The 26,545-nt window shown below is 40.9% G+C and carries 14 protein-coding genes; 1 reads left to right on the top strand and 13 read right to left on the bottom strand.

Annotated features, from left to right (window positions below; genetic code table 11):
• Positions 1 to 461: 461 nt before the first annotated feature.
• The gene (locus tag LI112_RS10075) at positions 462 to 1,340 is read right to left on the bottom strand and encodes an AraC family transcriptional regulator (RefSeq protein ID WP_055056332.1); all 879 of its coding nucleotides are present in this window, start codon (positions 1,338 to 1,340) and stop codon (positions 462 to 464) included.
• Between the two features lie 137 nt (positions 1,341 to 1,477).
• On the opposite strand from LI112_RS10075, the gene LI112_RS10070 reads away from it, so the two are divergent.
• On the top strand, positions 1,478 to 3,745 hold the full coding sequence (locus LI112_RS10070) for a glycogen/starch/alpha-glucan phosphorylase (protein ID WP_227190661.1): 2,268 nt from the start codon (positions 1,478 to 1,480) through the stop codon (positions 3,743 to 3,745).
• Here LI112_RS10070 and LI112_RS10065 read toward each other — a convergent pair whose 3' ends face one another.
• The 12 genes from LI112_RS10065 to LI112_RS10010 form a co-directional block, all read right to left on the bottom strand.
• Positions 3,746 to 5,443 carry an extracellular solute-binding protein gene (locus tag LI112_RS10065; RefSeq protein ID WP_227190660.1) on the bottom strand — a complete coding sequence of 566 codons (1,698 nt, stop codon included), beginning with the start codon at positions 5,441 to 5,443 and terminating at the stop codon, positions 3,746 to 3,748.
• Positions 5,433 to 7,136: a sensor histidine kinase gene (locus tag LI112_RS10060; protein ID WP_055056340.1), complete on the bottom strand. Its 1,704-nt coding sequence runs from the start codon at positions 7,134 to 7,136 to the stop codon at positions 5,433 to 5,435. Before LI112_RS10060 ends, LI112_RS10065 begins: the two co-directional genes overlap by 11 nt.
• On the bottom strand, positions 7,120 to 8,466 hold the full coding sequence (locus LI112_RS10055) for a response regulator (RefSeq protein WP_227190659.1): 1,347 nt from the start codon (positions 8,464 to 8,466) through the stop codon (positions 7,120 to 7,122). The genes LI112_RS10060 and LI112_RS10055 overlap by 17 nt, the downstream gene beginning before the upstream one ends.
• A gap of 100 nt (positions 8,467 to 8,566) precedes the next feature.
• Positions 8,567 to 9,403 carry a carbohydrate ABC transporter permease gene (locus LI112_RS10050; protein ID WP_227190658.1) on the bottom strand — a complete coding sequence of 279 codons (837 nt, stop codon included), beginning with the start codon at positions 9,401 to 9,403 and terminating at the stop codon, positions 8,567 to 8,569.
• Positions 9,403 to 10,257: a carbohydrate ABC transporter permease gene (locus tag LI112_RS10045; RefSeq protein WP_005424829.1), complete on the bottom strand. Its 855-nt coding sequence runs from the start codon at positions 10,255 to 10,257 to the stop codon at positions 9,403 to 9,405. The genes LI112_RS10050 and LI112_RS10045 overlap by 1 nt, the downstream gene beginning before the upstream one ends.
• A gap of 118 nt (positions 10,258 to 10,375) precedes the next feature.
• Positions 10,376 to 11,650 (bottom strand): ABC transporter substrate-binding protein, encoded by a 1,275-nt coding sequence (locus LI112_RS10040; RefSeq protein ID WP_173904328.1) that lies wholly within the window; start codon positions 11,648 to 11,650, stop codon positions 10,376 to 10,378.
• A gap of 392 nt (positions 11,651 to 12,042) precedes the next feature.
• On the bottom strand, positions 12,043 to 13,137 hold the full coding sequence (locus LI112_RS10035) for an HdeD family acid-resistance protein (protein WP_227190657.1): 1,095 nt from the start codon (positions 13,135 to 13,137) through the stop codon (positions 12,043 to 12,045).
• A 98-nt stretch (positions 13,138 to 13,235) separates the two neighbouring features.
• Entirely contained in the window at positions 13,236 to 14,567 is a 1,332-nt protein-coding gene (locus LI112_RS10030; protein WP_005424823.1) for a threonine/serine exporter ThrE family protein, read from the bottom strand.
• 34 nt (positions 14,568 to 14,601) lie between these two features.
• Positions 14,602 to 15,405, bottom strand: coding sequence for a DUF4866 domain-containing protein (locus LI112_RS10025; RefSeq protein ID WP_005424821.1), 804 nt, complete (start codon positions 15,403 to 15,405; stop codon positions 14,602 to 14,604).
• Between the two features lie 187 nt (positions 15,406 to 15,592).
• Positions 15,593 to 16,591, bottom strand: coding sequence for a hypothetical protein (locus LI112_RS10020; protein WP_055056339.1), 999 nt, complete (start codon positions 16,589 to 16,591; stop codon positions 15,593 to 15,595).
• 356 nt (positions 16,592 to 16,947) lie between these two features.
• Positions 16,948 to 22,359, bottom strand: coding sequence for an Ig-like domain-containing protein (locus LI112_RS10015; RefSeq protein WP_227190656.1), 5,412 nt, complete (start codon positions 22,357 to 22,359; stop codon positions 16,948 to 16,950).
• A 297-nt stretch (positions 22,360 to 22,656) separates the two neighbouring features.
• Positions 22,657 to 26,523, bottom strand: coding sequence for an Ig-like domain-containing protein (locus LI112_RS10010; protein WP_195967286.1), 3,867 nt, complete (start codon positions 26,521 to 26,523; stop codon positions 22,657 to 22,659).
• Positions 26,524 to 26,545 lie beyond the last annotated feature (22 nt).

Below are 26,545 nucleotides of genomic sequence, written 5' to 3'. Positions count from 1 at the left end.
AGAATTTTCGAGAATCGTATGTGTTTCACTGTTTAGTTATCAAGGTTCTTTGTTTGTCTGTCTCTCAGACAGCTCGTTTACTTTATCACATTCACCAGCGCCTGTCAAGTACTTTTTTTAAGTTTTTTTCGAGGTGTTTTGATGTTTGTGTGTCGCTCTCAAGCGACTTGTTTACTCTATCACATGTTCGTTTCTTTGTCAATAATTATTTTTGTTTTTTTCAAGACTTTTCAAATTGTTTGTTCAGAAGAAACAATTCCTTGTGACAGTTTAGTTAGAATACCACTATCCAACCGAGCTGTCAACACTTTTTGAAACTTTTTTCATTTTTTCAATTTCGTACACTCTGCGTCCTGCAGCCTCCCAAAACAGCAACTGTCACATTCAGTCCCCAAATTGCAATAAATACTTTTGCTCTGATCCGCGCTTTTTCTTCATATGTACCTCCTTTAACACAATCTTTAAATTCCTATCATTTCCCGATACTCTCTCGGCGTAACTCCATAGCGTTTTTTAAATTGACGATTAAAATTTGACAGATTCATAAATCCTGCATCCTGTGAGATTGTCAATATTTTATCATCAGTCTGGCGCAATGCCTCTGCGGCCTCCGCAAGTCTCCGGTCATTTACATAAGAAGTAAAGCTGTCTCCCGTCATCTTTTTGAACCAACGCATGAAGTGGCTGCTGCTCCAGCCACAAAATTTTGCCATGTCTGCTACTGAAAGATTCTCACTGCTTTTAACACTGATTTCCTGCAGTACTTCTTTCAACTGCTCCCTATCCGGAGAAGACACGATTTCTCTGGACGGATACATTCTTATAAGAAGAAATATGATCTGCAATACTGCAGCTTTCACTCCTAGCTCATAAGCATTTTCTTTTGTTTCACACAATTCTTCCATCTGAATAAGACATCTTTTTAATGAATCATAATGCGCTTCCTCTGGCTTTATCTGTACCGGAGGAAACAACTTACCTGCTGCAAGCGGGACGAGAAATTCTCCTGCACAGAGATCTGCTGCTCCTTCTCCCAGAAAATCCATTTCAAAGATAATATTTTCGTATTCCATAGAATATCCTTTTATCCTATGAATTGCATGAAGGGTTCCAGGTGTTACTACAAAAATATCCCCCGGTTCTCCCTCAAAGCTTTTTGTTTCGATCTGGATCAGCCCTTTTCCCTTTTTTATATAAATCAATTCCATCTCCTTATGCCAGTGCAAAGGAACCGCCGGAAAATCCAATGGAATCGTACATGGATAAATATTAAACGGAAACAACCGGCTGCCATGCTGTTTTGTTTCCTGATATTTTGTACCACTTTCTTTTTCTTTCATCTATTTCCGCCTCTATGATAGGATAGTATCATTTCTTGCTCGCTTTTGACAAGAAACGACGGACTATCTGTGATATAACTAAAGCAACTTAAGTTAACGAAACTACAACCATTTTATATATGAAAGGAGCAACTCCCATGAGTGAATCTATGAAAACAACACTAAATGAACTTTGCCAAAAGGATATTGCAACTGCTTCCGACGCAGAACTTTATACAGCCCTTCTGAAACTTGTGCAGGAACAGAGTCAGAAACAGATAAAACCAGTAACTGGCAGAAAACTGTATTATATTTCTGCTGAATTCCTGATTGGAAAATTGCTTTCCAACAACCTGATCAACTTTGGTCTGTATGATGAAGTTCGTGAAACACTTGCCAGTATCGGAAAATCTCTTGCAGATATCGAAGAGCAGGAACCGGAACCAAGTCTTGGAAATGGTGGTCTTGGACGACTTGCCGCATGCTTCCTTGACAGTCTTGCAACTTTGGATCTTCCTGGTGATGGTGTCGGTCTTCGTTATCACTGCGGACTTTTTCATCAGAATTTCAAAAACAACATCCAGAACGAAGCTCCTGATTTCTGGCTGACTGACCAGTGTGCTGCCAAAGCTACCGATACAGTATTTCCGGTTTCGCTTGCAGGAAACACCTATTCTGCAAGACTCTACAAACTTCCTGTTACCGGCTATGAAGGCAGAACCAATATGCTGAATCTGTTTGATCTGGATTCTGTAGATGAATCTGTGATCGGTGACGGAATTTCTTTTGACAAAAAAGATATTGCCAGAAACCTTACATTATTCCTCTATCCAGACGACTCCGATGAAGACGGCCGACTGCTTCGTATCTATCAGCAGTATTTCATGGTTTCTGCCGGTGCTCAGCTTATTCTCAACGAATGTGCTGCACGTGGATGTAACTATCATGACCTTGCCGACTATGCAGCTATCCAAATCAATGATACACACCCAAGTATGGTAATCCCGGAGCTGATCCGCCTCCTTGAGGAACACGGAATCAGCTTTGATGAGGCAGTTCAGATCGTAACAGATACTTGTGCATATACCAATCATACGATTCTTGCAGAAGCTCTGGAAAAATGGCCACGTCATTATCTCGATACCGTTGTTCCTCAGCTTATGCCAATTATTGAAAAGCTGGATGACATTGCAAAAACACGTACAACTGATTCTTCACTTGCTATCATTGATCAGAATCAGGTCGTTCATATGGCACATATGGATATTCATTTTTCTCACTCCACAAACGGTGTTGCCACACTGCATACGCAGATTCTGAAAGAAAGTGAACTGGCAGGATTCTATCAGCTGTATCCGAACAAATTTAATAATAAAACAAACGGTATCACCTTCCGCCGTTGGCTTCTGAAATGTAATCCGGCCCTGACCTCTGAAATTGAATCTCTGATCGGATCCGGTTTCAAAAAAGATGCTTCTGAACTGAAAAAGCTTCTGAATTATACAGACGATGCAGAAGTTCTGAAAAAACTCAGTTGTATTAAAAAAGCCAACAAAGAAGCACTTGCTTCCTGGTTAGAAGACAAACAGGGAATCAAATTGAACACCAATGCAATGTTTTCCATTCAGTCCAAACGACTTCATGAATACAAACGTCAGCAGCTGAACCTGCTTTTCCTGATTCATGAATACCTGGAGATCAAAGCAGGACATACTCCGGCAACTCCATTAGTAAGTATCTTTGGTGCAAAAGCAGCTCCGGCCTACATCATCGCCAAAGATATCATTCACTCTCTTCTTACCCTGTCACAGGTTATCAGTGAGGACCCTGAAGTTTCCAGATATCTGCAGCTTGCATTTGTAGAAAATTACAATGTTTCTGCAGCAGAAAAAATGATTCCGGCATGTGATCTTTCTGAACAGATCAGCCTTGCATCCAAAGAAGCATCCGGAACCGGAAACATGAAATTCATGCTGAACGGTGCACTGACTCTTGGAACCATGGACGGTGCAAATGTAGAAATTGCCGAAGCTGTCGGAAATGACAATATTTACATCTTTGGTCAGAGCAGCAAGCAGGTCATTCACCGCTATGCAGCCGGTGACTACTGTGCAAAAGACTGGTATGAAGCTGACCCAAACCTTCGTCGTGCCATTGATTTCCTTACCAGTGAGGAAATGCTGAAATATGGAGATGAAGAACATCTGAAACGACTGCAGAACGAACTTATAAATAAAGACTGGTTCCAGACTCTTCCGGATTTCAATGCATACGTTGTCCGCAAAGAACAGGCAATGAGTGATTATGCTGTAAATCCGGAAGCATGGAACCGCAGAACTCTGATCAATATTGCAGAAGCCGGATTCTTCTCCTCAGACAGAACCATCAAAGAGTACGATGACGACATCTGGCATCTCGGAAAATAATCATTCTCCTGGATTAGAGCGGCGAATCTGCTCAGTCAGCTCTTCGCCGCCCTGTTCATACCATTCCTGCACAAAGGTGTCAAAGTAAGTAATTGGTTTTACACCCATGATAATCTGAATGAAAGTGTCTTTTTCAAGCTGCTGAAGAGACTTCGGTATTTCACCGTCTGCATCATCCAGATATCTTTTGGCTGTTGACCGGTAATTTCCTTCTATCAACCTTCCAACTGCTACAAGTCTGGATTCATATGCAGCCCAGTCTTCTGGTGTTTCTGATCTTCCCTGAATAAATTTTTCTGCTGCATCGTAATAAGATTTTTCAATTGCACTTAGATCTTCTTCTTTTCGCATACCGCTCATTACACTCTGGATATCTTTTGTGATCTGAAATGTCGCCTCGTTATAATCGACATTGATAACCAGCGGCCTGGCTGTCGGTTCTACGTTAAGAGCAAAATAATCATTTACCTCATCCGCATCCTTGGCTTCATATCTGCTATAATCAAACAATACACTGATTATCTTCATTACAATTTCCGGATGTTCATATCCTTTGCGTACAACAACATATTTATTATCCTGAAAAGTATCATATACATTCTGCCAGTCTGTCGGCTGTAGATAAAATGGCTGCCAGTTTGCCTCTTTGTCTGTCTCATAAACATCCATCAGTGGATTGTTCGGTGTCCACCACAGGCCAAAAAAAGCTCCACATTTTCCATCTATCACCAGATCTCTGAGGTTATTCTGCGCACGCAATGCAAAGTTCTTATCCAACACGCCACGTTCATAGAGTTCATGAAGATAACTCAGTGCATTTTTTGTTTCTTCTGTTACAGAACCATACACGATCTTACCATTTTGATTTACCCACCTTTGTGGACTGGCTCCAAATTTATCAAAAACAGAATCTACTGAATAATTAGAGCTGGTAGTTCCCACCAGATCTGTATCACAGGCGAGTCCGATCGGGTCTTCTCCATCCTCCGTGCCCATTTTATTCTGGACAAATTTTTCTACTATGTCAAATGCATCTTCCAGTGTTTTCGGATCTTCAAGGCCAAGCTTATCCATCCAGTCCTTACGCAGCCACATCAGACGTGGACCATGATCTGTAACGGTCTCCGGAATTGCCATCAGTTTTCCATTAAATCGCACAGAATCCAGAAGACCGCTTCCATAACTCTCAAACATCTCTTTGATTCTCTCTGAAGTGCAATTCTCATATACTTCGCTCAGATCTTCCACAAGATCATTATCAACCAGTTCTTTGAGTGTTTCTCTGTCCGAAACCACCAGTACATCCGGCAGCGTCTGGTCTTTTACAAGAATGTTCACAAATTCATCATATCGATCTTCCCGTTCCATGTAGACACTTTTATTCTGAATATTCAGTATTTTTCTGAGATAACGAGTGTAAGCATTGTCGTCATAGGTATTTCCATCCGGAAGATTTGAATTATTCGCACCACTCATTTGTCCTAAAGTATACGTTACAAGTTCAGGATAAGCGCCATAAGGAGTCTGTGCAGCTGTTTCCCAGGTACCGGTACGGACTGTCTCTGTAGATTCCGTATTTTCTTTTGCTGCCGATGATCTTTTCTGATTCAGCTCCTGTAAATCATTGCTGCATCCGCAGACAGCTATAGCTATGATTCCTATCAGAACAACAGGCAGTTTTTTCCATTTACTCTTCATTCTCTCTGCCCTCCTTCGGAAATTTCATAATAACAGTCGTGCCTTCATCCGGTGAACTGAAAATATGAATTCCGTAATTCTCTCCATAAAGAAGCCGGATACGGTCATTTACATTCTTAAGGCCATATCCTTTTGCCTGATAAGTTACCAGTGTTTCTGCTTTTTCCTGCTCCATACCAAGTCCATTGTCACGGACAGTGATCTCTACATCATCCCCCTTGCCTTTAAATGACAGGAAAATTTTTTTATCACCATCCTCTTTTTCATCAAGACCGTGTTCGATCGCATTTTCGACAACCGGCTGAAGAAGAAGCTTCGGCATTTTTTCATTTTTTATTGTCGGATCAATATCCCAGTCTACCGAAAAATTATGATCATGCATCGTAAGCTGGATTTCCAGATATGCTTCCATATTCTGAATACAATTTTCTACCGTAACCACATCTTCACCTTTGCTTAATGCGGTTCTGTAAAAAGTAGAAAGTGCCAGGGTAACCTTACTGATCTCCATCTGGTTACTTCGAATCGCCATCCAGTTCATCATCGACAGTGTGTTATATAAGAAATGTGGATTGATCTGGGCCTGAAGGGCTTTCAGTTCATATTCTTTCAACGCGATCTTATTGACATATACTTCGTCGATCAGGCGGTTAATCTCATCCATCATATTACGGAAACTGTTAACAAGAATTCCTACTTCATCTCCCGAATCACTGTTGACTGTAACTTCACGGCTTCCATGATTTACCCTGTCCATATTTTTCGTCAGTTCTTCAATTTTTCTTGTAAAAATTCTTGAAAATGCCATAGCCAGAAACAGAATGATCAGACCACAGGCCGCAATCAGTGGAATCTCTTCCAGCAGCAGTCTTCGTACAGAACCTGATATCGCATCCTGACTCTTATAAAGATAAAATACCCAGTCATTTTCTTCACTCTTAGTCTTTGTATATGCACAGGACTGGCTGATTTTCTGAATCATGGAATCCATTTTTCCAGATTTATCAAATTCCAGATTTGTCAGACCAGTTTTGTTATAAAGAACTGTACCGTTTTTGTCTGCAACAATTCCACCATTTTCCTGCGTGAGAATATTGGTCAGTGGCTGGAAGATTTTATTATAATCCAGAGAAATGCACAGAACTGCATCCAGTTTCTGATCATTATAGATCATACGTACTGCTGCAACTTCTTTACGATCCTGATCAACTTTCCACTGAATACGCACATCATCTTTCAGCCCTTCACTCCACCACTCTTCTTTCATCTTATCAAGCGGAACAAGTGTATACTCATGCTCCACCTGGATACTGTCCGCAAAAAGCTGAATTCTGTTGATCGCATCATGATATGATTTTGGTACAGACAAAAGTGGATCCGCTATTTCTGTATATTTTTCATACGCCGTATAATTATCGATATTTTTTTCCTTAATAATTTCCTCAATATCTGGTGAATAGGTCAGATAATTGAGAAGGCTGGCATAAACCGCCGTCTGGCTGTCAATGCTTTCTCTGGTCTGTTCCATGATCGACTGCATATCTTCCAGTTCGCTGCTGCGGACCATAGTACTCAGCCTGCTGTGACTGTACCAGGCAAGTACTGTCATCGGTACCAGGCTTGTAACTACAAGAAAGATCGTCAGTTTATGACGATACTTCATATTTTTGAATATCTTACGAAGTCTGTTCATCCTCTCCGGTTCCTTTCCTGTATGATTCCGGACTGCTTCCGTAATATTCCCGGAAACTTCTGCAGAAATAAGAAACATTTGCAAAACCAACACGTTCACTGACCTGTGCCACCTTCATATTGGTGCTACAGAGAAGTTCTTTTGCCTTCTCCATCCGGAACACACGTATATATCGGTTCAAATTCATGCCGGTCTCTTTTTTGAAGATAAAACTGAGGTATCCGGAAGACAGATAGACTTTTTCTGCCAGCATTTCAAGATTCAGATCTTCCTCATAATGCTGATAGATATAATTTTTGACTGCTGCCACTTCATTTCTAGAACTACTCATAGAACGGTCAAGAAATGCCTCGTATTCCTTGATATTATCTTCAGTCACTTCAACGATTTCCATGATATTTCTACAGTTATACAATCGTTCTATCTCATGCTCAAGACGCCGCTCTCCAGAAAACTGATTTTCCTGAAACAGTTCCTGAATGACATTCGAGAAAACATGTTTTTCCGGATGATAAAATTTCTCTTCCATCTGCTGTTCCAGCTGCTCAAGGATTTCCGGCAGACACTCACAACCTTCAAATTTACGGCTGACTGCCAGATAAAAACTGTCTCTGTATTTTCGTTTCATAAAATTATAAAGATGATTTGCCACCAGCTGATAATCGCAATATACGTCCTGAAAAAGGAGAAGCGACTGTCTTGCATTCAAATTCAGATAAAAGCATACTCTTCTCAACTCTTTCTGAATTTCCTCTTCCAGAGTCTCTTCAGCCGTATCAAAAAAAGCGACATCGGATTCCAGCAAGATTCCACAATGCCAGCCATTCCATTTTTCCAGATTGATCATATCTTTTGCTTTTTCCAGTATTTCTAGCTTGCCGGAGTAAAGATAATTTTGCAGAAAATACTGTTGCAGAAAATTTTTCCCTTTGATCTCACGACTTTCTTTTTTCTTTCTTTGTTCAATCACTTTCTCTGCCTTCTGAATTACTTTATGAAAATCTTCCGGATTCACCGGTTTCAGGATATACTCTGTCACACCATAGCGAATCGCTTCCTGCGCAAAAGTAAAATCACTGTATCCACTGAAAATTATGATCTGCAATGCCGGATTTTCTTCCTTGGCACGTCTTGATAATTCCAACCCGTCCATATGAGGCATTTTTATATCAGTCAAAACAAGTTGTATGTCCTCTGACCGAATAATCTGCAGAGCCTGTTTTCCGTTCGAAGCTTCAAAAACATTTCTTTCGCCTTCTTCTCTCGAAAGCAGATATTTCAGACCTTCGCGCTCTATTTTTTCATCATCTACAATAAGAACGTTTGTCATAATTCCCCCCTGTTTTGTTTCCTATAATACTTATGATTATAGCACAAAAAGTCTCTGGAAAAAATATTCTTCCAGAGACTTCCATTCTACATAACCAGAATCAGCCTTTTACGGCACCTGCAACAACGCCTTCAATAATGTACTTCTGACAAACCAGATATACAATGATGATCGGAATGATATCGATCATAATACTTGCCATCATTGGTCCCATCTGTACATGTCCGAAGCTGCCACGGAAATACTGGACTGCCATCGGAATAGTCTTATATTTTTTAATATCAAGAACCAGTGTTGGAAGAAGGTAATCGTTCCATACCCACATCAGTTCCAGGATCGCTGTTGAAATAATTGTTGGTTTTAATATCGGAATCAAAACTTTAAAGAATACCTGCAAAGGACTACAGCCATCAATCAGAGCTGCTTCCTCAATCTCAAGCGGAATACCTTTTACAAATCCTGTAAACATAAATACCGCCAGTCCTGCACCAAATCCAAGATAAATAATGCAGATATTGTATGGATTATTCAATTTTAAAGTATCTGCAGTTTTTGCCAGTGTAAACATAACCATCTGGAAAGGAACTACCATACTGAATACACAGAGATAGTAGAAGATTTTGGACAGTTTACCATTTACACGAACGATATACCATGCTGCCATTGAACAGCATAACATGATAAGAACTACAGACATTACAGAAATTACAAGACTGTACCAGAAAGATTTCAGGAAATCCATCTGCGTAACACTCGCTACAAAGTTCGCAACACCATTCCATGTTTCACTGGTTGGAAGGCTAAATACTCCAGATGTAGTGATCGCTGCTTCTTTTTTCAGTGAGTTGATTAATATTAAGACGATTGGGTACATCCAAAGGACACAGACAATTGTCAGTAAGACCGTTGCAACGGAATTTCTTTTTTTATTTTCCATTACTGCTGCACCTCCTTAGATGATGTTGCACGAAGCTGGATCAATGCAATTACAACTACCAGAACAAAGAATACAACAGCTTTTGCCTGTCCAATACCCTTCCATTGAGGTCCGCTTCTTGCATAGAATGTATCATAAATATTTAACGCCAGTAACTGAGACTGTTTTCCAGGATCACCACCGGTCAGTGAGAGGTTCTGGTCGAACATCTTGAAACCATTAGTCAGAGTCAGGAATGTACAGATTGTTACAGATGGCATAATCATCGGAATTTTAATCTTAAACAGAATCTGTCTGCTTGTTGCACCGTCGATCTGAGCTGCCTCGATCAGGTCAGGTGATACATTGTTCAGACCTGCAATGTAAATGATCATCATATATCCAATCTGCTGCCACATAAGCAGAATGAGCATACCGATAAAACCATTTTTTGCTGAAAGTGAAAGCAGTGGCTGTCCCCACTTGGAAAGCAGACCATTCAGCAATGTCTGCCAGATATAACCAAGTACAATACCACCGATCAGGTTCGGCATAAAGAATACCGTACGGAATGCATTTGTTCCTCTGTATCCTTTGGTCAGTGCCAGTGCGATAAAAAATGCAAGCACGTTGATCAGAATACTGGATACGAATGCAAATACAACTGTCAGCCAGAAAGAATGACTGAATGTACTATCAAGTAAAATCTTAGAATAATTTGAAAATCCAACAAATGTTACATCCTGCACTGTTGTAAATTTGCAGAATGAAAGATAGATGCCCCAGATAAAAGGCCACAGGAAACCGATTACAAATGCCGCAAAGGTTGGTAATACAAAAACCGGCCACCACTTTTTGATCGTTCTTCCTACCATGATTTTTCTCCTCTTCCCTACTGTTAACAGAAGCTTAAGTTCCTCTGTCTTTTAACTTATGAAAGGAGGCAAAAACCTCTGCCTCCTCCCATAAACAACATGTTATTTTCTATCCTGATTATTCAGAAAGAGCTTTTTCTGTAGCCCATCCGTCAACGAATGCGCTAACTACTGCATCCCAGTCGCCTGTGCCTGCCGCATATGCTGTAAGAGCTGTACCAAGACCATTCTTCCACTCTTCAGATGGCATTGTTGTGAAGTTCCATGAAACAGGTGTAAGACCAGCTTCTGTATACTCAGCATCCTGTTTTACAAATACGTTTGTAGGAGCAACTGCTGTTTTGAAAGGAATTGTGAATCCCATGTCTTCAGACATAGATTTTGTTCCTGCTTCAGATGTTACACACCAGTTCATGAAATCCAGAGTTGCCTGAACATCTTCTTCAGATGCATTCTTATTTACACACCAGTAGTTTTCTGTACCAGTTGCAAGACCTTCGTTCTCATCGTCAACGCCGAAGTAGATCGGGATCATAGCAAGTTCATCATCGCTGTATGTCTTAGCGAGTTCTGCATATTCCCAGGAACCATTCTGATAGAATACTGCATCACCATTTACAAATTCATTTCTGGAGTCATCAGCTGTTTTTGCTGAAAGCTCACTTCCATCACATGTAGAATCTGTAATGTACAGATCAAATACATTCTTATACTGATCAAGATATGTTCCTTTGATTGCTTCTGTATCATCGATTCCATCTGCTTTGTATTCATAGTAGATTGGAAGGTTTGCAAGATGTGTTTTGAATCTCCAGTCAGAGGATCCGTCCATACCTGCTGAGGTGAAAGCACCTTTTACACCAATTTCATCTTTACGTGCCTGAATGTCGTCTGCTACTTTTTTGAGGTCATCAAAGCTCTTGATATCATCCAGAGTATATCCTGCTTTTTCAAGTAAAGTTTTGTTTGTGATAAGTCCGTAGGATTCGATAACATATGCGATACCATCTACAGCATCTCCATCTTTCAGTTCATACGCATCAGATGTAAGTTCTTTTGTAATATCTGCATCTTTCAGATCGTAGCAGTAATCTTTCCAGTTTTTAAGGCCAACCGGTCCATTTACCTGGAACAGTGTCGGTGCATCGCTCTTTGCCATTTCTGACTGAAGAGTTGTCTCATACTGTCCGGATGCTGCTGTAACTACTGTTACATCTGTTCCTGTTTCTTCTGTGTAAGCTTTTGCCAGATTCTGCCAGGCTTCATCCTGCTCTGGTTTGAAGTTGAGGTAGTAAACCTTTCCGCCTCCGTCTGCCATAACCGGTACTGACGGGATCATTGTAGCTGCCATTAAAGCTGCCATGCTCATTGCTGTAATTTTTTTCATTTTCATAGTGATTGTCTTCTCCTTTACTTGTAAGATTTGTTCTTTCTTAAGCTGTCTTTATTATAGTTTTTGTTGATTTTTTATACCATGATAAAAAATCAAGAAATGTGTTCTTTTTTTCAGAAGAGTTTTATATTTTTTTATAAAAATATTTATAAAGGGGATCTATGAAAAATTTATTTCATTTAGAAAATGAAGAAAGTTATACTTTGGAATGTATGGAAACCGCAGAAGGGACTTGCCAGTCCCCTCTGCACACCCCTGGGCGGGATGATATATGAAGTTTTGTTTAAGACGGGAGCTTAGAAAATAAACCAGGTTATTCAGATAAGAAGATTATGGTGAGGGTGTCTGGTTCTTCGTAATTGAAATGGGAAGGTTGTGCCGAAAAGAAAAAGTCAGTCTTCTTTTTTATTATGTTTACGTTTGCGGGAGAACCTTCCAAGAAGGCTCTCATCTTTTGTGTCGGAGAGATCATCATCTGTGATCGTTGGCTCGGATACAACATATGCGCCCCTGCCGGCTGGTGGTGTATCGTTCTCCTGTCCGGTTATTGTACCTGTCGGTGCTTCTACTGATGTCTCATTTTCGTTTTCCTGTTCAACATCAAGTGACTCTTCCATCTCGGAAACTTCTCTATCCGCTTCTTCTTTACAGAAACCTTCCTGGCTAGCATTTTCCATACCTGCGGATTCTTTTTCTTCAAGGCACTCTGAAAATACATCCTCTGTCACATCATCACTCTCTGACATTGTGCCTTCCATTTCTTCTGTACGCTCTTTTGGAGCTGTAGAATCCGTTTTCTTACGGGAACTCCATGGTGCATATTCCGGTTCCGGTGCAATCGGTTCTTCCGGCTGTACGGAAGCTTCTGTATCCAGATCATCTGTCTCACCGCTATCTTCACCAGAAATAATCTCGCCATCTGCATCCACTGCTTCCACATCCTGTTTGATTTCTTTCAGACCTTTTCTCAGAAGAATCAGATAGATCATATCAATCACACCATTACAGAGGAATATCCATCCGGCAAAGATTACCGTGTATTTCACCATTGTAAATGGGTTTACTACCAGCGAAATACCAAGTGCAATGAAAATAATGCTTCCCAGAAGAAGGAACTTCCAAGAGCCTGCACCACGTTTTTTGAGTTTCAGGCTTCCCTTCAGTGACCAGATGCTGTCCACCAGAATAAATGTGCCAAGCAAAATCGGGAGAAGCTTGACAACAATCTGCGGGTTCATAAACAGGAAGATTCCAAGTACCATCAGAACACCACCAGAAAACAGATCAAAAATCGTGGAATTCAGTTTTTCCGCCACATAGATCAGGATATGATACAAACCTACCAGAATCAGCAAAATTCCAAATACAAACTTACATATTACATTCACAGTACTGACCGGCATATATACCAGACATGCACCAAGGGCTATGTATATGATTGATGTTACAATCTGCCCTTTTAAAAAGTTATTGATTTTTTCCCACATTGGCATCTGCTCCTTTCGTCCCAATGGATTTCATAGAAACAGTATACCTTTTTTCGACCAGTCCGTCTATAGGACATTCTGTGCAGGATGTCCTTATTTCATGTACAATACCGGAATGTTTTATCAGTCAGTATCCTTGCAAAGATCAGTCCCAGGGGAAGGGCTGCTATGATCAGGATTGCTGCCGCAAACCAGGAAGCAGCAACAGAAAGTGACATAATCCCAAGATTATAAAATCCTCTATACAGATACAAACCCGGAACCATAATGACAATTGAAGGAACCGTCAGGGAGATTCTCGGGTATCCTACTTTGTTTTTAATCAGGGATGCAAGGATTCCTGCAGTTAATGCACCGATGAACGCTGCTGCAGCCGGCGGAATAGCTGACAGATCCACAAGTTCCAGTCTGAGTGTATTTGCAACAGCCCCGATCATCGCTGCCGTTGCTGCCAGCCTTACCGGACTGTTAAACATAACAGAAAAGCCAAATACCCCGCAGAAACTTGCTATCAGGTGAAGTACTATCCACATTCCTACTGGCATTGACATCTTAATAAAGTCTACCGGCTGCAGGTGAAGAAGCAATGCCATGATCCAGGCAGCCATTGTTGCCACCAGAACAACGATCAGTGCATACATCAAACGTTCTGTACCCGATCTCATATCCAGCTTGGCAAGGTCAATCCCACTGGTAATAAACGGAAATCCCGGAATGATAAACAACATGGCACATATATAACCAGCCTCATGCTGTACCGAAATGCCAAACAGCATTTCGCCAATCTTCAAAAATCCTGCATAAACAAGGCAGGCCAGAGAAACCGACGATACAATGCATAAAAACAGGGTAAAATGATGTTTTGTCAGTTTGCATCGGAGAAAATTGCCAAATCCGGCACCTACAAAAGCACAGAACATTTCAATAAAGCCACCGCCGAGCAAAAAAGTAAATCCACAGCATGCAAGCGCCGCAGCGAATCCAAGTGCAATCGGGGAGTAAAGTCCATGGATTCGTTCAATATCATCCAGCAGCGTATGCAGTTCTTCTCCTGACATGTCTTTTCCATCAATTTCAAATTCCCGGATAAAATGTTCCAGACGATTCAGTTTTGATGTGTTTACTCCTGTATTAGTGAGACAAAGGGACTGGGTAAAGCCCTCCTCACCATCAAAACAGGTATACTCAATCGACATCAAACCAATATCTGCGGTACAGGTAATTCCCATAATCTCAGCCAGGGTATTCATCGAACTTCTGACTCGCCATGCACCTGTTCCACAGGACAGAAACATAATCCCCACTCGTCCGATGATTGATGCTTTTTCTGTCAGACTCGCCTGCGTGACCGGAATATCAGCACCATTTTCATCCGTATATTCGTGCCAGGCAATGTCCATGTGATTTTTTCTGATCACCGGTTGCATCATATACACATCCCAACTGCTTTATTCTTTTTCAAAATCATTTTTCCAGCACCTTCATTTCTGACAGAATCGCTTCCCTGCATCCCAGTCCGATACCATTCGCAAGTTCAATATTCTTTTCCATTTCTCTTTCAAAATGACAGAATGGCAGGAAGATTCCCAGTTTGCTGGTGTGTTTTTCAATTCCATGCTCGTCACGTTTACCATAATACATCAATGCACGTGGCAGCTCCTCCTGTAATTTCATCAGATATTCCCAGACTATTGCATATATTTTTTCTTCATTGATTTCCAGATCTACAGACTGAGGGAATTCAAAGAGTAAAAGGATTCCTGTATGTTCCGCATTCCGTATTGTCTCAATCTCTCCGTTCTGAGTATATCCATGACTTTCACGAAATCCATCTGCCATATACATACGGTAGTCTGGAATCTCATCCTGCTCTTCAAAGAGTTTATGGAACATCTTATACTTCTTTTCATAGATATGATTTTTTGATTCATCCAGAAGGTTTCCGTTTTCATCTGTAAGGAATATTGGATTCTCCACCCCTTTGTCATTAAAACGGATTGGAATCAGAAAAGAATTCCGGAGAAGATCAAATACACTGTTATTGCAGACTGCCATCATAAATGCAGAAAGATCTTTATTTTCATAAGCGTTGAATAAAGCCGCAGCAAAGACCGTTCCCGGAATGTCCGTTCCTGCACCCTCACTCTCTTCTGCTGACGGAATCGCTGCAAAAAATGTATCTTTTAAACGTTCGCAGGCACGTGGATTCTTCAGGATCTCGTCAAAAATCTGTTCCGCTTTTTCTTCTCTTGGAAATATTGTGCTCATAATAAAGCCTCCTTTGTGCCTTATTATAGGAGCATCAATATGAAATGTAAATTTCATCTCTTCTATATTAAATATAACCAAATTGATTTGTTCTAAGTTTCTTCAAGTAACTTTATGAATTTTTAATTTTCTGTAGTAACCAAATCAGGCCAGAGTCACGGGGACTCCGGCCTGAACATTAAATCTCTTATTTTTTTAACAGATTCTTCAACTCTTCAACTTTATAGCCTGTATATTGGGCTATCTTTTCCAATGATTCTCCTGCATCAAACATTAAATGGATTATTTCACATTTTCCCTCCGTAAATCCATCCTGCTTTCCGCTATTATATCCATCCTGCTTCCCACTGTTATATCCATCCTGTTTTCCACTATTGTATCCGTCCTGCTTTCCACTATTATATCCGTCCTGCTTTCCACTATTGTATCCAGCTTCATACTCTGCTTCTCGCAGTTTTCGCTCTTCCTCTTCTTTGTCATACTCGAATATACTCATCGCTATTACCTCGGATTTGTGTTTTCGGAGGAATTCGGCAAGGACCCCATTCTGGATACAGTCATCAACTGCCTGTTCTACTGCTGTATCCAGATCGGATTCCCTTGCGTATTCCCGTACTTTCGCTACATATTGTGCATATTCTCTTAAACTCTGGCACTGCTCCATCAATTCGCGGTTATGACCTTCGTTGATGTTCAGAGTAAGTACTTTCAGCTCCAGATTCGGCTCGCCGCTCAGATTTTCGTATGATTCCGACAGATAATTGATCCAGTAGTCCTCTTCTCTTTCTGTTCCATTATAAAACACAATGAAATTTGGCGCAGGGATCTTCTGCAGTGCCGAGGAATACAGGGATTTGTGATTCACAAGTTTCTGGTATTCACCAGATATGTAAAACAGATCTCGCAGTGGCATATTTGGATTGTATGTTGACTGATGTTCGTACAGGAATAATCCCATATCCACGATAAATGCCAGATCATTCTTCATACCCATATAGACTGCATTCTCCAGTGTCACAATCTCCAGTGCATCCGAATTTTCGTAGTTACTTCCATTCACTGCGTTGTAAAGCGACAATAGATTTTCTCTGTCTGAAAACAGCATACGAAATACTGTATCCTTGTACTTTCGATTTGCCCTTATCTCTTTGCCTGCATAGCTCTTCAGATCTGCATTACGATCCATTTTTACATTGTTATTTCCTTTTGCAATTAGTTTTCTCTTCACAGCAGCATTGTGTTTTCTTCTCGCCATAGGCATACCTCCTGTCTGGCAGGAGTTTAAGAATACACCGTACTGTTATTGTCATCACCTCGAACCCCTGCTTTTTATTTTAATTGGATTTAAAAGCATGGATTTCTGAAATGAATTAAGAAAATCAGACGGCAAAAATGCCCAGAACTTTGAGAAATATGCTTTTATTTATAGTATCATTTGTTCTAAGCTTCTTCAAGTAGCTTTATGAAATTTTAATTTTTTTATTAATGCAAAAGCAGACCGGAATCACGAGGACTCCGGCCTGAAAAATCATATTGCAGATTTTATTTTACTTTTACTTTGATCACATAGGATTTCTTTCCTGATTTCACTGTAATCTTGACAGTACCTTTTTTCTTTGCTGTAATGACACCTTTTTTGCTTACTGTTGCTACCTTCTTATTGGAAGAAGTGTAAGTAACTTTTTCCTGAGAAGTAAGCGGGCTGATTACCGGTCTGAGTGCCAGTTTCCGGCCTTTCTTCAGAGTTACATTCTTCTTAAGACCACTGATCTTAGTAGTTCTTACTCTTGATGTCTGAACTTTTACTTTCAGGGTTGCTTTCTTACCGCTCATAAGCGTTACTGTGATCTTAGCTGTTCCGGTCTTCTTACCTGCTTTGATCACGCCCTTACTATTAACAGTTGCAATCTTCTTATTGCTGGATCTCCAGGATCTGACAGAGTCTCCATTTGCCATAGCCACTCTGATCTTCTTGGTTGTCTGTTTTTTCTGAAGCTTGATAGAAGTTGCATTCAGTTTGATCGTTGCAGTAAGTTTCTTTCCATTATCTCTGTTTACAACTGCGCCACAAACAGAGCATGTTCCCTGCTGTTTCTCAGGTGCAAATACAGTTGCTTTGGACACTACTTTCCATGTGTACTTATGATCAGTTGTTTTTGGAAGCACTTCTGTCTTTGTTGCTCCACAAACTGTACAGGTGTAAACTTTTTCGCCAGCTTCTTTACAGGTTGCTGCTTTTGTAACTTTGCCTTCATCGAAAGTATGTGTTCCATAACCATTTTTCTTAGCATTCTCTGTGATGTCACACTTGCTCCACTGATAGGTGCATTCATGCCAGTGTGCATCTGCATCAGATGTCCACTCACTGCTCCAGATATGGTCATGTTCTTTTGAATAGTCGTCTGTATAATGGAATACGACCACATCTCCATCTTCCAGATACTGCTCATTTACAGCCAGATCCGGATGAATTCCGTTCAGAGTGTACATCCAGCCGCTGTTAGCTCCGTTGTCTTTCTGTTCAAGCTTTGTTCCGTCTGCTTTTGTGATTGCAGAAATGTAATTTCCTGCTTCATTATCCCATGTGTATTCATTGTCTGTCAGAACTTTTGAAATCACATCCAGTACTGTTGCATTTCCGTCTACTTCGTATTCTGCATCTGCAATCCATGTTTCCAGATTATCTGCATGAAGTGTATGCCATGTATTGTCTTTGTCACTGTTGTGTTTCTTGTCACCAAGCAGTGCAAAATGAACTTTGATATCCTCTGCATTTCGCTTGAGAACTGTAACAGTAAATTCCTCAGATGCAGCTCCACAGATAACTCTTACTTTCTGCTCGCCACGTTTGTCTTTATTGTATCCTTCGATCTTTGCATCAGCCGGTGCTACTTCTTTATAAGTACCATCGCTCATTGCAACATGGATTTCCATACCCGTAAGATCAAGTTCTTCTCCCAGATCATAGTCTGTCTTGTAATCACCGGTGATATAAACTTTTTCTTCGTATACTTTAACTTCATCTGTTCCGGCCAGTTTTGCTGCGTCTGCTCCAAGCGGATCATCCGTACGGTTATGCTGCGCTTTCCAGCTGCATCCTGCTACTGCCGGGCATTCGCTTGTATCCTTCTCTGTGTTGAAGTAAACTTCACCGACTGTTGTTTCATGAGTTTCACAGTTTGTATCTACATATTTGACAGCACCGATGCCTCTGTCTGCTCCACAGTCTTTGGAATAATAGTTATTCGCAATATCATCAAACTTATTCAGACTGTCATAGAATCCAATGATAGCACCAATATTCTTTGTTCCTTCAGTTGTTGCCTGAACTTTGCCAGTGAAAGAATTGCCTTTCATTTTGTATGTATTCCATGCCTGTGCAACATAAAGGTCACCTCCAAGGATACCACCGACTTTATCTGCACCTGTAACACTGCCAGCTGCCTCACACGCATTAATACTGATCTTGACTCCATTCGGTGCAGAAGAGCCTTCGTATCCTCCACCAACAATACCACCAACAAGCTCGTCGCTTCCTTCTACGTTTCCATAGAATCTACAGCTTGTTACACTGCAGCCGCCCATAGCATTGTCACGCGTTCCAAGAATACCACCAACATACTTTTTACCATAAACAGTTGCATAACTTACACAATTTTCGATTGTGCCATGCATACGTCCTGCAATAGAACCAATCATATTCTGATCTTTGTCATAACCAATTACAACGTCTTTTTCAATTGTACAATTTTTGATTGTTGTTGTGAATGCAGCAGAGCATCCTGCAAATGGGTTACTGGAAATTTCTGTTCCAATAAGACCGGATTTCAGAGTACTTGATCCACTCTTTAATGTTACATTATCAATGATGATCGCATTACCAGAAAGTCCGACACCGGACAGTGTATTTACAAGGCCATATCCTGCAATCTTTTTACCATAGATATTTAAATTGTGTACTTCTGCATTTTTTACATATCCAAGAAGCGGAAGGCCACCTTCTGGAATAGCGATTGTTTTTCCGTTTCCATCCAGATAGCCGCTGAAGGCACGAAGGTTTCTTCCATTCTGAATATTTTTACTTCCATCTTTTGTGACACCAATCGGTTGCCATCCTTCTGGTAAAGTGATATCAGCTTCCTGACGAAGATATTTACCATCGAAAGAAACACCTTTGGATACCAGATCTGCAACAGTCTTATAATCATCAGCTGTACTGATCAGATACGGTTTCTCTTGCGTACCTTCTCCTTTCAGTTTATCACCGATAAGGTCCTCTGCTGTAATGATTTTAATCTCGGCAATATTAGAAACTGCTTTGGCTGTATATCCCTGAATCGTATTTGTTACAACACAATAATAATATTTTGTGCCTTTTTCAGATGCTGTACCTAAACTCAATAAACTGCTGGTGCCTTTTTCAACCGCTGTACTGCCATCTGTACTGTCCTTATCATTTACATACCACTGATAAGTCAGCTTGCCACCATCTTCTTTCTGAGTAGAAACACTCAGAGCAGTTATAGCATCACCCACCAGATAAGAAGCATCCTTCGGCTGTTTTGTAAATGCAGGGGTGGATGCAGAATCAACTTTAACAAAAACATAAACACCATTTACATCATAGGTTTTATCTTTCGCTGTATCTGTATAAGTATCGCCTGTAGTTGCCCATGCCTTATATGTTTTCCCTTTAAATGTATAAGTTACTTCACAGGCATAGTAATTGCCAGCATCATTCGCCATGGAAATATCTGTAGATGGGACATAACTGTCTGACTCATTATCTTTAATTGAAGAATATCCTCTAATATTATATGCTCTGGAAACTCTTTTCCATTCATAACTGAATTCTCCGCCTTCTGCCGCAGATGTTGCAGTTACTTTCAATGTTTCAGCCTGATCTCCTACATTATATGTATAACCTTTATTCCAGGCAGAACCTTCCGGCATAGTGTTTCCAACTGTAGTAATCACAGCTTTTGGTGTAGGATTTTCATCAACAGTTATTCGTGCTGTTTCAGTCGTTGTTGTATTATTTTCTGATTTCTCTGTATTTGTAACTACACAGTAATAATAAACAGTTCCTGATTTCTCTGATGATGGTGTATAAGAAGCCTCTGTTGCATCCTTGATTGCTGTGCCACCTTCATTGGAATCTGTTGTATTACTATACCACTGATAGGTCATTTTTCCATTGGCACTGGCTACAACGGAAAGTGCAGTTGTCTTGTTTCCTACGATATAATCTGCTCCTTTTGGCTGAGTCATAATATAAGGAGCATCACACACCGGCTGTTTTTCCAGATTGATCGTATATACGGAAGAAACAATTCCTTCTTTACTTACCTCTACACTTACTTTCATCTTACCATCTGCATCCCATTTATATGGCAGATTATAAGCTTCAGCGCTGGTAACTTCTGTTCCGTTAATCTTGATTGTATAGCCCTTTTTGAGTTCTGTAGCTGTAATCGCAACACTCTCAGCATTTCCATTTACATACGCATGATACTCATTCACATCACGGTCGAACGCTTTGTCTGTAATACCATCAATTGTAAGATTTTTCAGCGTTGCATATGTCTCAACGTTAAAACTATAAGTTTCCTTTCTGTTAGCATAAACATCAAGATAGCCCTTGGATGCAAAATATGCATCTCCAGTTGCTATTCCGGTTGCTGAGCCTCTAGCTCCTGACCATCCGCCCCAGTTATTACTCATCATAACCGAAAGGCCAGCTTCTTTTGCATTTGCAGACATTTGGGCAACTGCATAAAGACTACTTAAATAATCCGGTGCCTGAACACTATAGCCTGTCAGTTTATTTGGATCAAAGGCTGGTGTGATTTCAATCGCATTGCCCTTCTTATAATCACTCTCAGATTTGTACAGCTGAATACTGTCAAAATCTGCGGTCTTCTCCAAAACTGTTACTTTTGTAACTGCCGGTACTACGCTCTGTTCTTCTGTGCTTGCTGTTACAACATAAAAGACTCCGGAAATATCTTTATTGAATGTGATATTATAATGATACCAGATATCTGTCGAGGAAGAAGAATATCCTCTGTAAATACTGTAATTATCTTCGGAAATCAGTTTAAAATTACTGTCATAAACACGAAGATTTTCTTTATTTGATGTGTCAAAAACAACATTGTAATGTCTGTCATAGGAAGCTTTGTATTCCTGAATCGTTACAGAGCTTCCTGCCATTGTTTTGTATGCTTTCTTTGCAAATTTGGTGTATGCATCCGTACACTTTTCATCTTTGTAAACAAATGCGGTCAGATAATCATCTGCTTTTACTTCATCAGAAAGGTTAAAGCATAAACTATCATTTCTCCAATAACCAAAATTACCGCTCTCATCACCCCATAATTTAGTGATGAATTTGCCATACTTCTCATCATCTACGCTTGCATAACCTGCAACGGCACCGCCATTATAATACTCATCATGTGCTGCGATAAGTGCCTCATCATAAGTCAGGATACCATTCTTATCAATATCCTTTACTGTGACATCTCTGTCTGCCATCAATGTGCCATCTTTGGCAGTTGCAAGATTTCCAGCCACGCTGACAGTCATATGTACAACTGCATCTGCTGCCGGAGTACCCTCTCCTGCATCGAATGCATCTGTCTCTTCTGCACTGTCTCCACCATCAGAAAATGCATCCACACCTTCTGAATTGTCTTCCTCATCCTCTTCTACATTGACATCCGCTGTGTCATCTTCTGCTTCCACTTCAACATCCGCATCTGAAGTATCGTCTGCGTCACTAACCTCTACATCTGCTGAATCTTCATCCCCTGCATCTGCTGTAGTCTCTACATCAACATCTGAGAAAATCTCGTCTGCTGCATATGCATTGGAAGGGATCATTGTCACGGTCATCATCATTGCCATGGAAATAGCTGATAATCGTTTCATTAATTCTTTTTTCTTCAACTCTGCTCCTCCTTTTTCACAAGTTGTTTTTAACAACAAAAAACAGAGCCTCATTTATAGATGAGTCTCTGTCCTATACAACGCGTTAGTTAGCTGACTTGAAACAATTATCCGCGTATAACATTTCATACAGCAAAAAAGCAGTTCCGGAATTGCACCGGATTTCCTTAAACTGGTCATCTCCCGACCAGACCACGCCTGGTTATTTTGTTGTCTTTTTATTATAGCATTTATGCATTCTCCCGTCAAACAGAATCGCTAAATATCCACAAAATATTTAGCGATTCTCCAAATTTTTTATTTTACTTTCACAGTAACCGTATAAGATTTCTTTCCTGACTTCACGGTAATCTTTGCGCTGCCTTTTTTCTTTGCTGTGATGACACCTTTATTGCTCACTGTCGCTACCTTCTTATTGGAAGTTTTGTAAGTCACTTTCTCCACAGAAGTAAGCGGGCTGATCACTGGCTTCAGTGTCAGTTTCTGTCTTCTCTTAAGTACTACGCTCTTCTTGAGACCGCTGATCTTTGTGGTTTTAACAGCTGTCTTCTGTACTGTTACATTTACAACTGCCTTCTTTCCACTGACAAGGGTAATTATGATCCTTGCTTTGCCAGTTTTCTTCGCTGTGATTTTTCCACGGGATGTTACGGTTGCAACCTTTTTATTGGATGTCGTCCAGGACTGTACCCTGTCTCCTGCTGCCAGACCACTTATCTGTACTTTAGTCGTAGACTGTTTTACCTTTAACCTGATGCTTCTGGCATTCAGTTTAATAGTCGGTGTCAGCTTACTTCCAACTGTACGGGTTTCCTGACGCCCTTTATTACTGGTCCTTCTCTGCTGCTCGGGTGCAAAAACAGTCGCTGTTGATATCGTCTGCCACGGTCCGAACACTTCCGGGATCTCTGTAGGTGTTGGTGTCGGAGTCTTTACTTTTCTCTGTATGGTAAGCAGATATTCTGTCTTACTTCCAGCCTTCGCAGTCACAACAAATTTTACCTGTGCTTCATCCACGCCATCTTCCCAGTAAACATTAAAGCGTGTTGCATTTCCACTGGTAGTAGTAGTTACTCTCTTGACTCCCTTTACCATTTCCGTCTTCACCGTTGCATCCGACTCAGCCTTCTCTACATAAACGCGAAGAAATCTCTGTGTATTCTCTGCCTTACTGTCCAGATATTCCACTATATAGCTGGTCTTTGCACTGTTAAACGCCGGAGTCATTGACAGATAATGAGATACCTCTCCATAAGTATTGCTGGTGCTGACGATCATACTGGTCAGGGATGAATTTCCATGATCTTTCGTCAGGTGGAATGTATATTCTCTGCTCTTGGTACCCTGAACTATCGCAATTTTTATTTCAGCTTTTCCGGAACTTACATCAGCCACATATGTTCCATCAATTATATCATTTCCTATTTTCATCGTGCATCCTGCAGGAGCCTTAAAGCTAAGCGTTACATTCTTTGCATTCTCTGCAACTCTGAGTGTATATTCCGTCTCGGAAGCCTGAAATCTCTTGTCCCAGTTTACACTTCCGGTATCCGGCATAGCTGTCACACTGTCCAGATAAGCACCGTTTGTTTCAAGTGCCATCAGATAGCAGGAATCATTCTTGTAATAAATTGTTCCGTCTTTATCCACACAAAGCGGGCTAATACAGTATTCCTGCTGTTTACTTACCGGACGGAACAGTTCTTCCGCTTTTCCTGATGTCTGTCCCGGGGTATCGGTCAGCATGTAGATACCTCCTGGATATGCATTGTATGTAAAATACAGATAAACCCGTCCATCTGCTTTTCCATCACCGTCAAAATCCTGATTTTCACAGGCCGTAGAAAGGATCGGAGCTGCCTGTGGATATCCTGGGATAGATACTTTATAAGCGAGGGTAAGTCCGGACGCAGATTCATTGATCACATCAAAATGATGTCCTCCATCTGCATTATACTGGCCTCCGGTTCCGCAGACACCAACATAGATTCTGTTCTTATAGACAACCGGTGTTGACGTTGCCGCGCCGCCCAGATTATAACCTGCCACTGCGCCAAATGTTCCGTCTGCATTCATCGCAACACGATACAGATAACCGCCTTTTGTCGTAAAATATACGTATCCATTGTTATAAGTGATCGTTGAACGGATATCGCCGATCACATCCGTACGCTTGTCAATCAGCTGTCCGGTATGTGTATTTACAGAGTATAAGATAGATTTGTACTCATCACCGCCTGCGCCATCATCAGAACCAAATACCAGATAGTTTTCTGATACATAAGCACCGGCCCAGTAGAAGCCGCCTTTGTGATCATATTTCCATGTACAGTATTTTGTCTCATTCCCTTTGGATGGATCTTCATCTGTAACAGAAAGGCAGAAATAAGAACCAGGAGTTGTATCCGAATTCCATGTTCCCGTATAAATATATCCGTCTTTATAAGTGATCGGTGAAAGCGTCTGTCCACCTAATTTCTCACTGATCCAGAGAGATTTCAGTGTCGTGGCACTGAGTGCCTGTATCTGACCACCACCAATCTGTGCAAAAAGCATTCCCTCTGCATAGGCAAGCGGGATCATGGCATACTGCATATTTCCGGACATCCGTTCACTTGTCTGGATAATGTCTCCTGTATTTTTGTCCATTTTGTAAATAAACTGCCCGGATGCTACATAAACATACCCACCAAGGATCAACGGTGGTGTAAGTGCTGCATCCCAGCCTTTTGCATCCAGTCTCGTTGCCCATTTCTGTGTAATTGTATTCTTGCTGGTCGGCATAGCTCTGTCTGTGATTCCGTTATTGGTCTCACTATTCTGGTAGCTGCTCCAGTCATTGTCTGTAATTTCTTCCTGTCTGGCTGTCTGCTGTTCAAGTGTTACCTTGATTTCAGATTCCTCACCTACTGTAAATTCCTGTCTTTTGGAAATATATCCATATTTTGATACATTCCATGTATACTTATCCCCATAATAAAGAGAATCATAGATGTCTGCATCCTTAGACGGCTCTACACGCTCCCCCCTGGAATCATATACACTGACCACTGCATCCGACGGTTCTGTTTTAAATGTAACTGCCACTTTCGATTTCTTATGGACCGTAACTTTATAAGTACCCGTGGAAGTATAAGACAATGTCTGATATGCCGGATCCTGATAAGTTCCATCCTCTTTCATCTGAAAAAGAATCTCTGTATCTGAATCTGTAAGTGGAATTTCCAACGCCTTACTGTCAGATACGGCCTGTCCGTTTACCGTAAGTCCATACCACTTATCATTAAAGGCACTTGCAGTAACTTTTACAGACTTCGTATCCTGTCCTACAGCAACCTCATAATCTCTTGTAATACCGGCGCTGTCAAATTCTGAGATCAGATTTTTTGCCATATCATTATCAGATGGAAGATAACAGCCAATCATGGAAAGATCAAGTCTTCTGAGAACTACAATCTTATAAGTCTGGCTGTCTGCTTCTGTACCGGCTGTTACTGTATAAACAGCGCTCTTTCCATTGTCTTTGGTAAAGATATTTGAGAAATTGTAGCGTTTTCCATCTGTATATCCGGTTGTAATGATCTCACTCTCTACGATTTTTCCATCAAGATCACACGCGGACAGCTGAATCGTTGAGCCCTGCGGTGCATCAGCCCCGATATCCGCCGTCACATAAAATCCGGTAGAATTATAGCTGGATCCGATCTCAACCGTATAAGTCTTTCCACCATAGGTTGCGTCCAGATCTTCTCTGCGGGTCATTTCAAGAGGATCTTTTACCCCGTAACCGGAATACACGCTGAGGTCTTTGAGATATTCCTTTGTTTCTCCCGCTCCGACTTCCTGCTGATCTTCAAAAGATACCTCTGCCGTATCCTCATCTGTATCTTCCGTACTCCATTCTTCCTGATCATCTGCGAAGTCTTCCACAGAAATCTCAGCTTCATCCTCATCTGTATCTGCTTCTTCTGTGATCTCTGTATTCTCATCTGCCGGTTCTTCTGTTATTTCGGTTTCCCCCAAATCATCCGACAGGCTATCTTCGCCGGATATCTCTGATGAAAGATCACTTTCTACGGATATGTCCGCGCCATAAACCGGTGCTGTTCCCGCCAGCATAGTCACTGACAGAAGGACTGCAAGCCATTTTCCCATTCTTCTCATCTGATGATTACCTCCCTTTCTC

The organism is Blautia sp. 210820-DFI.6.14 (genome assembly GCF_020558815.1).
In the GTDB taxonomy this organism is placed as follows: Bacteria; Bacillota; Clostridia; order Lachnospirales; family Lachnospiraceae; genus Blautia_A; species Blautia_A obeum.
The sequence above is the reverse complement of the archived record's forward strand: the minus strand, read 5'-3'. Positions and strand labels throughout refer to the sequence as shown.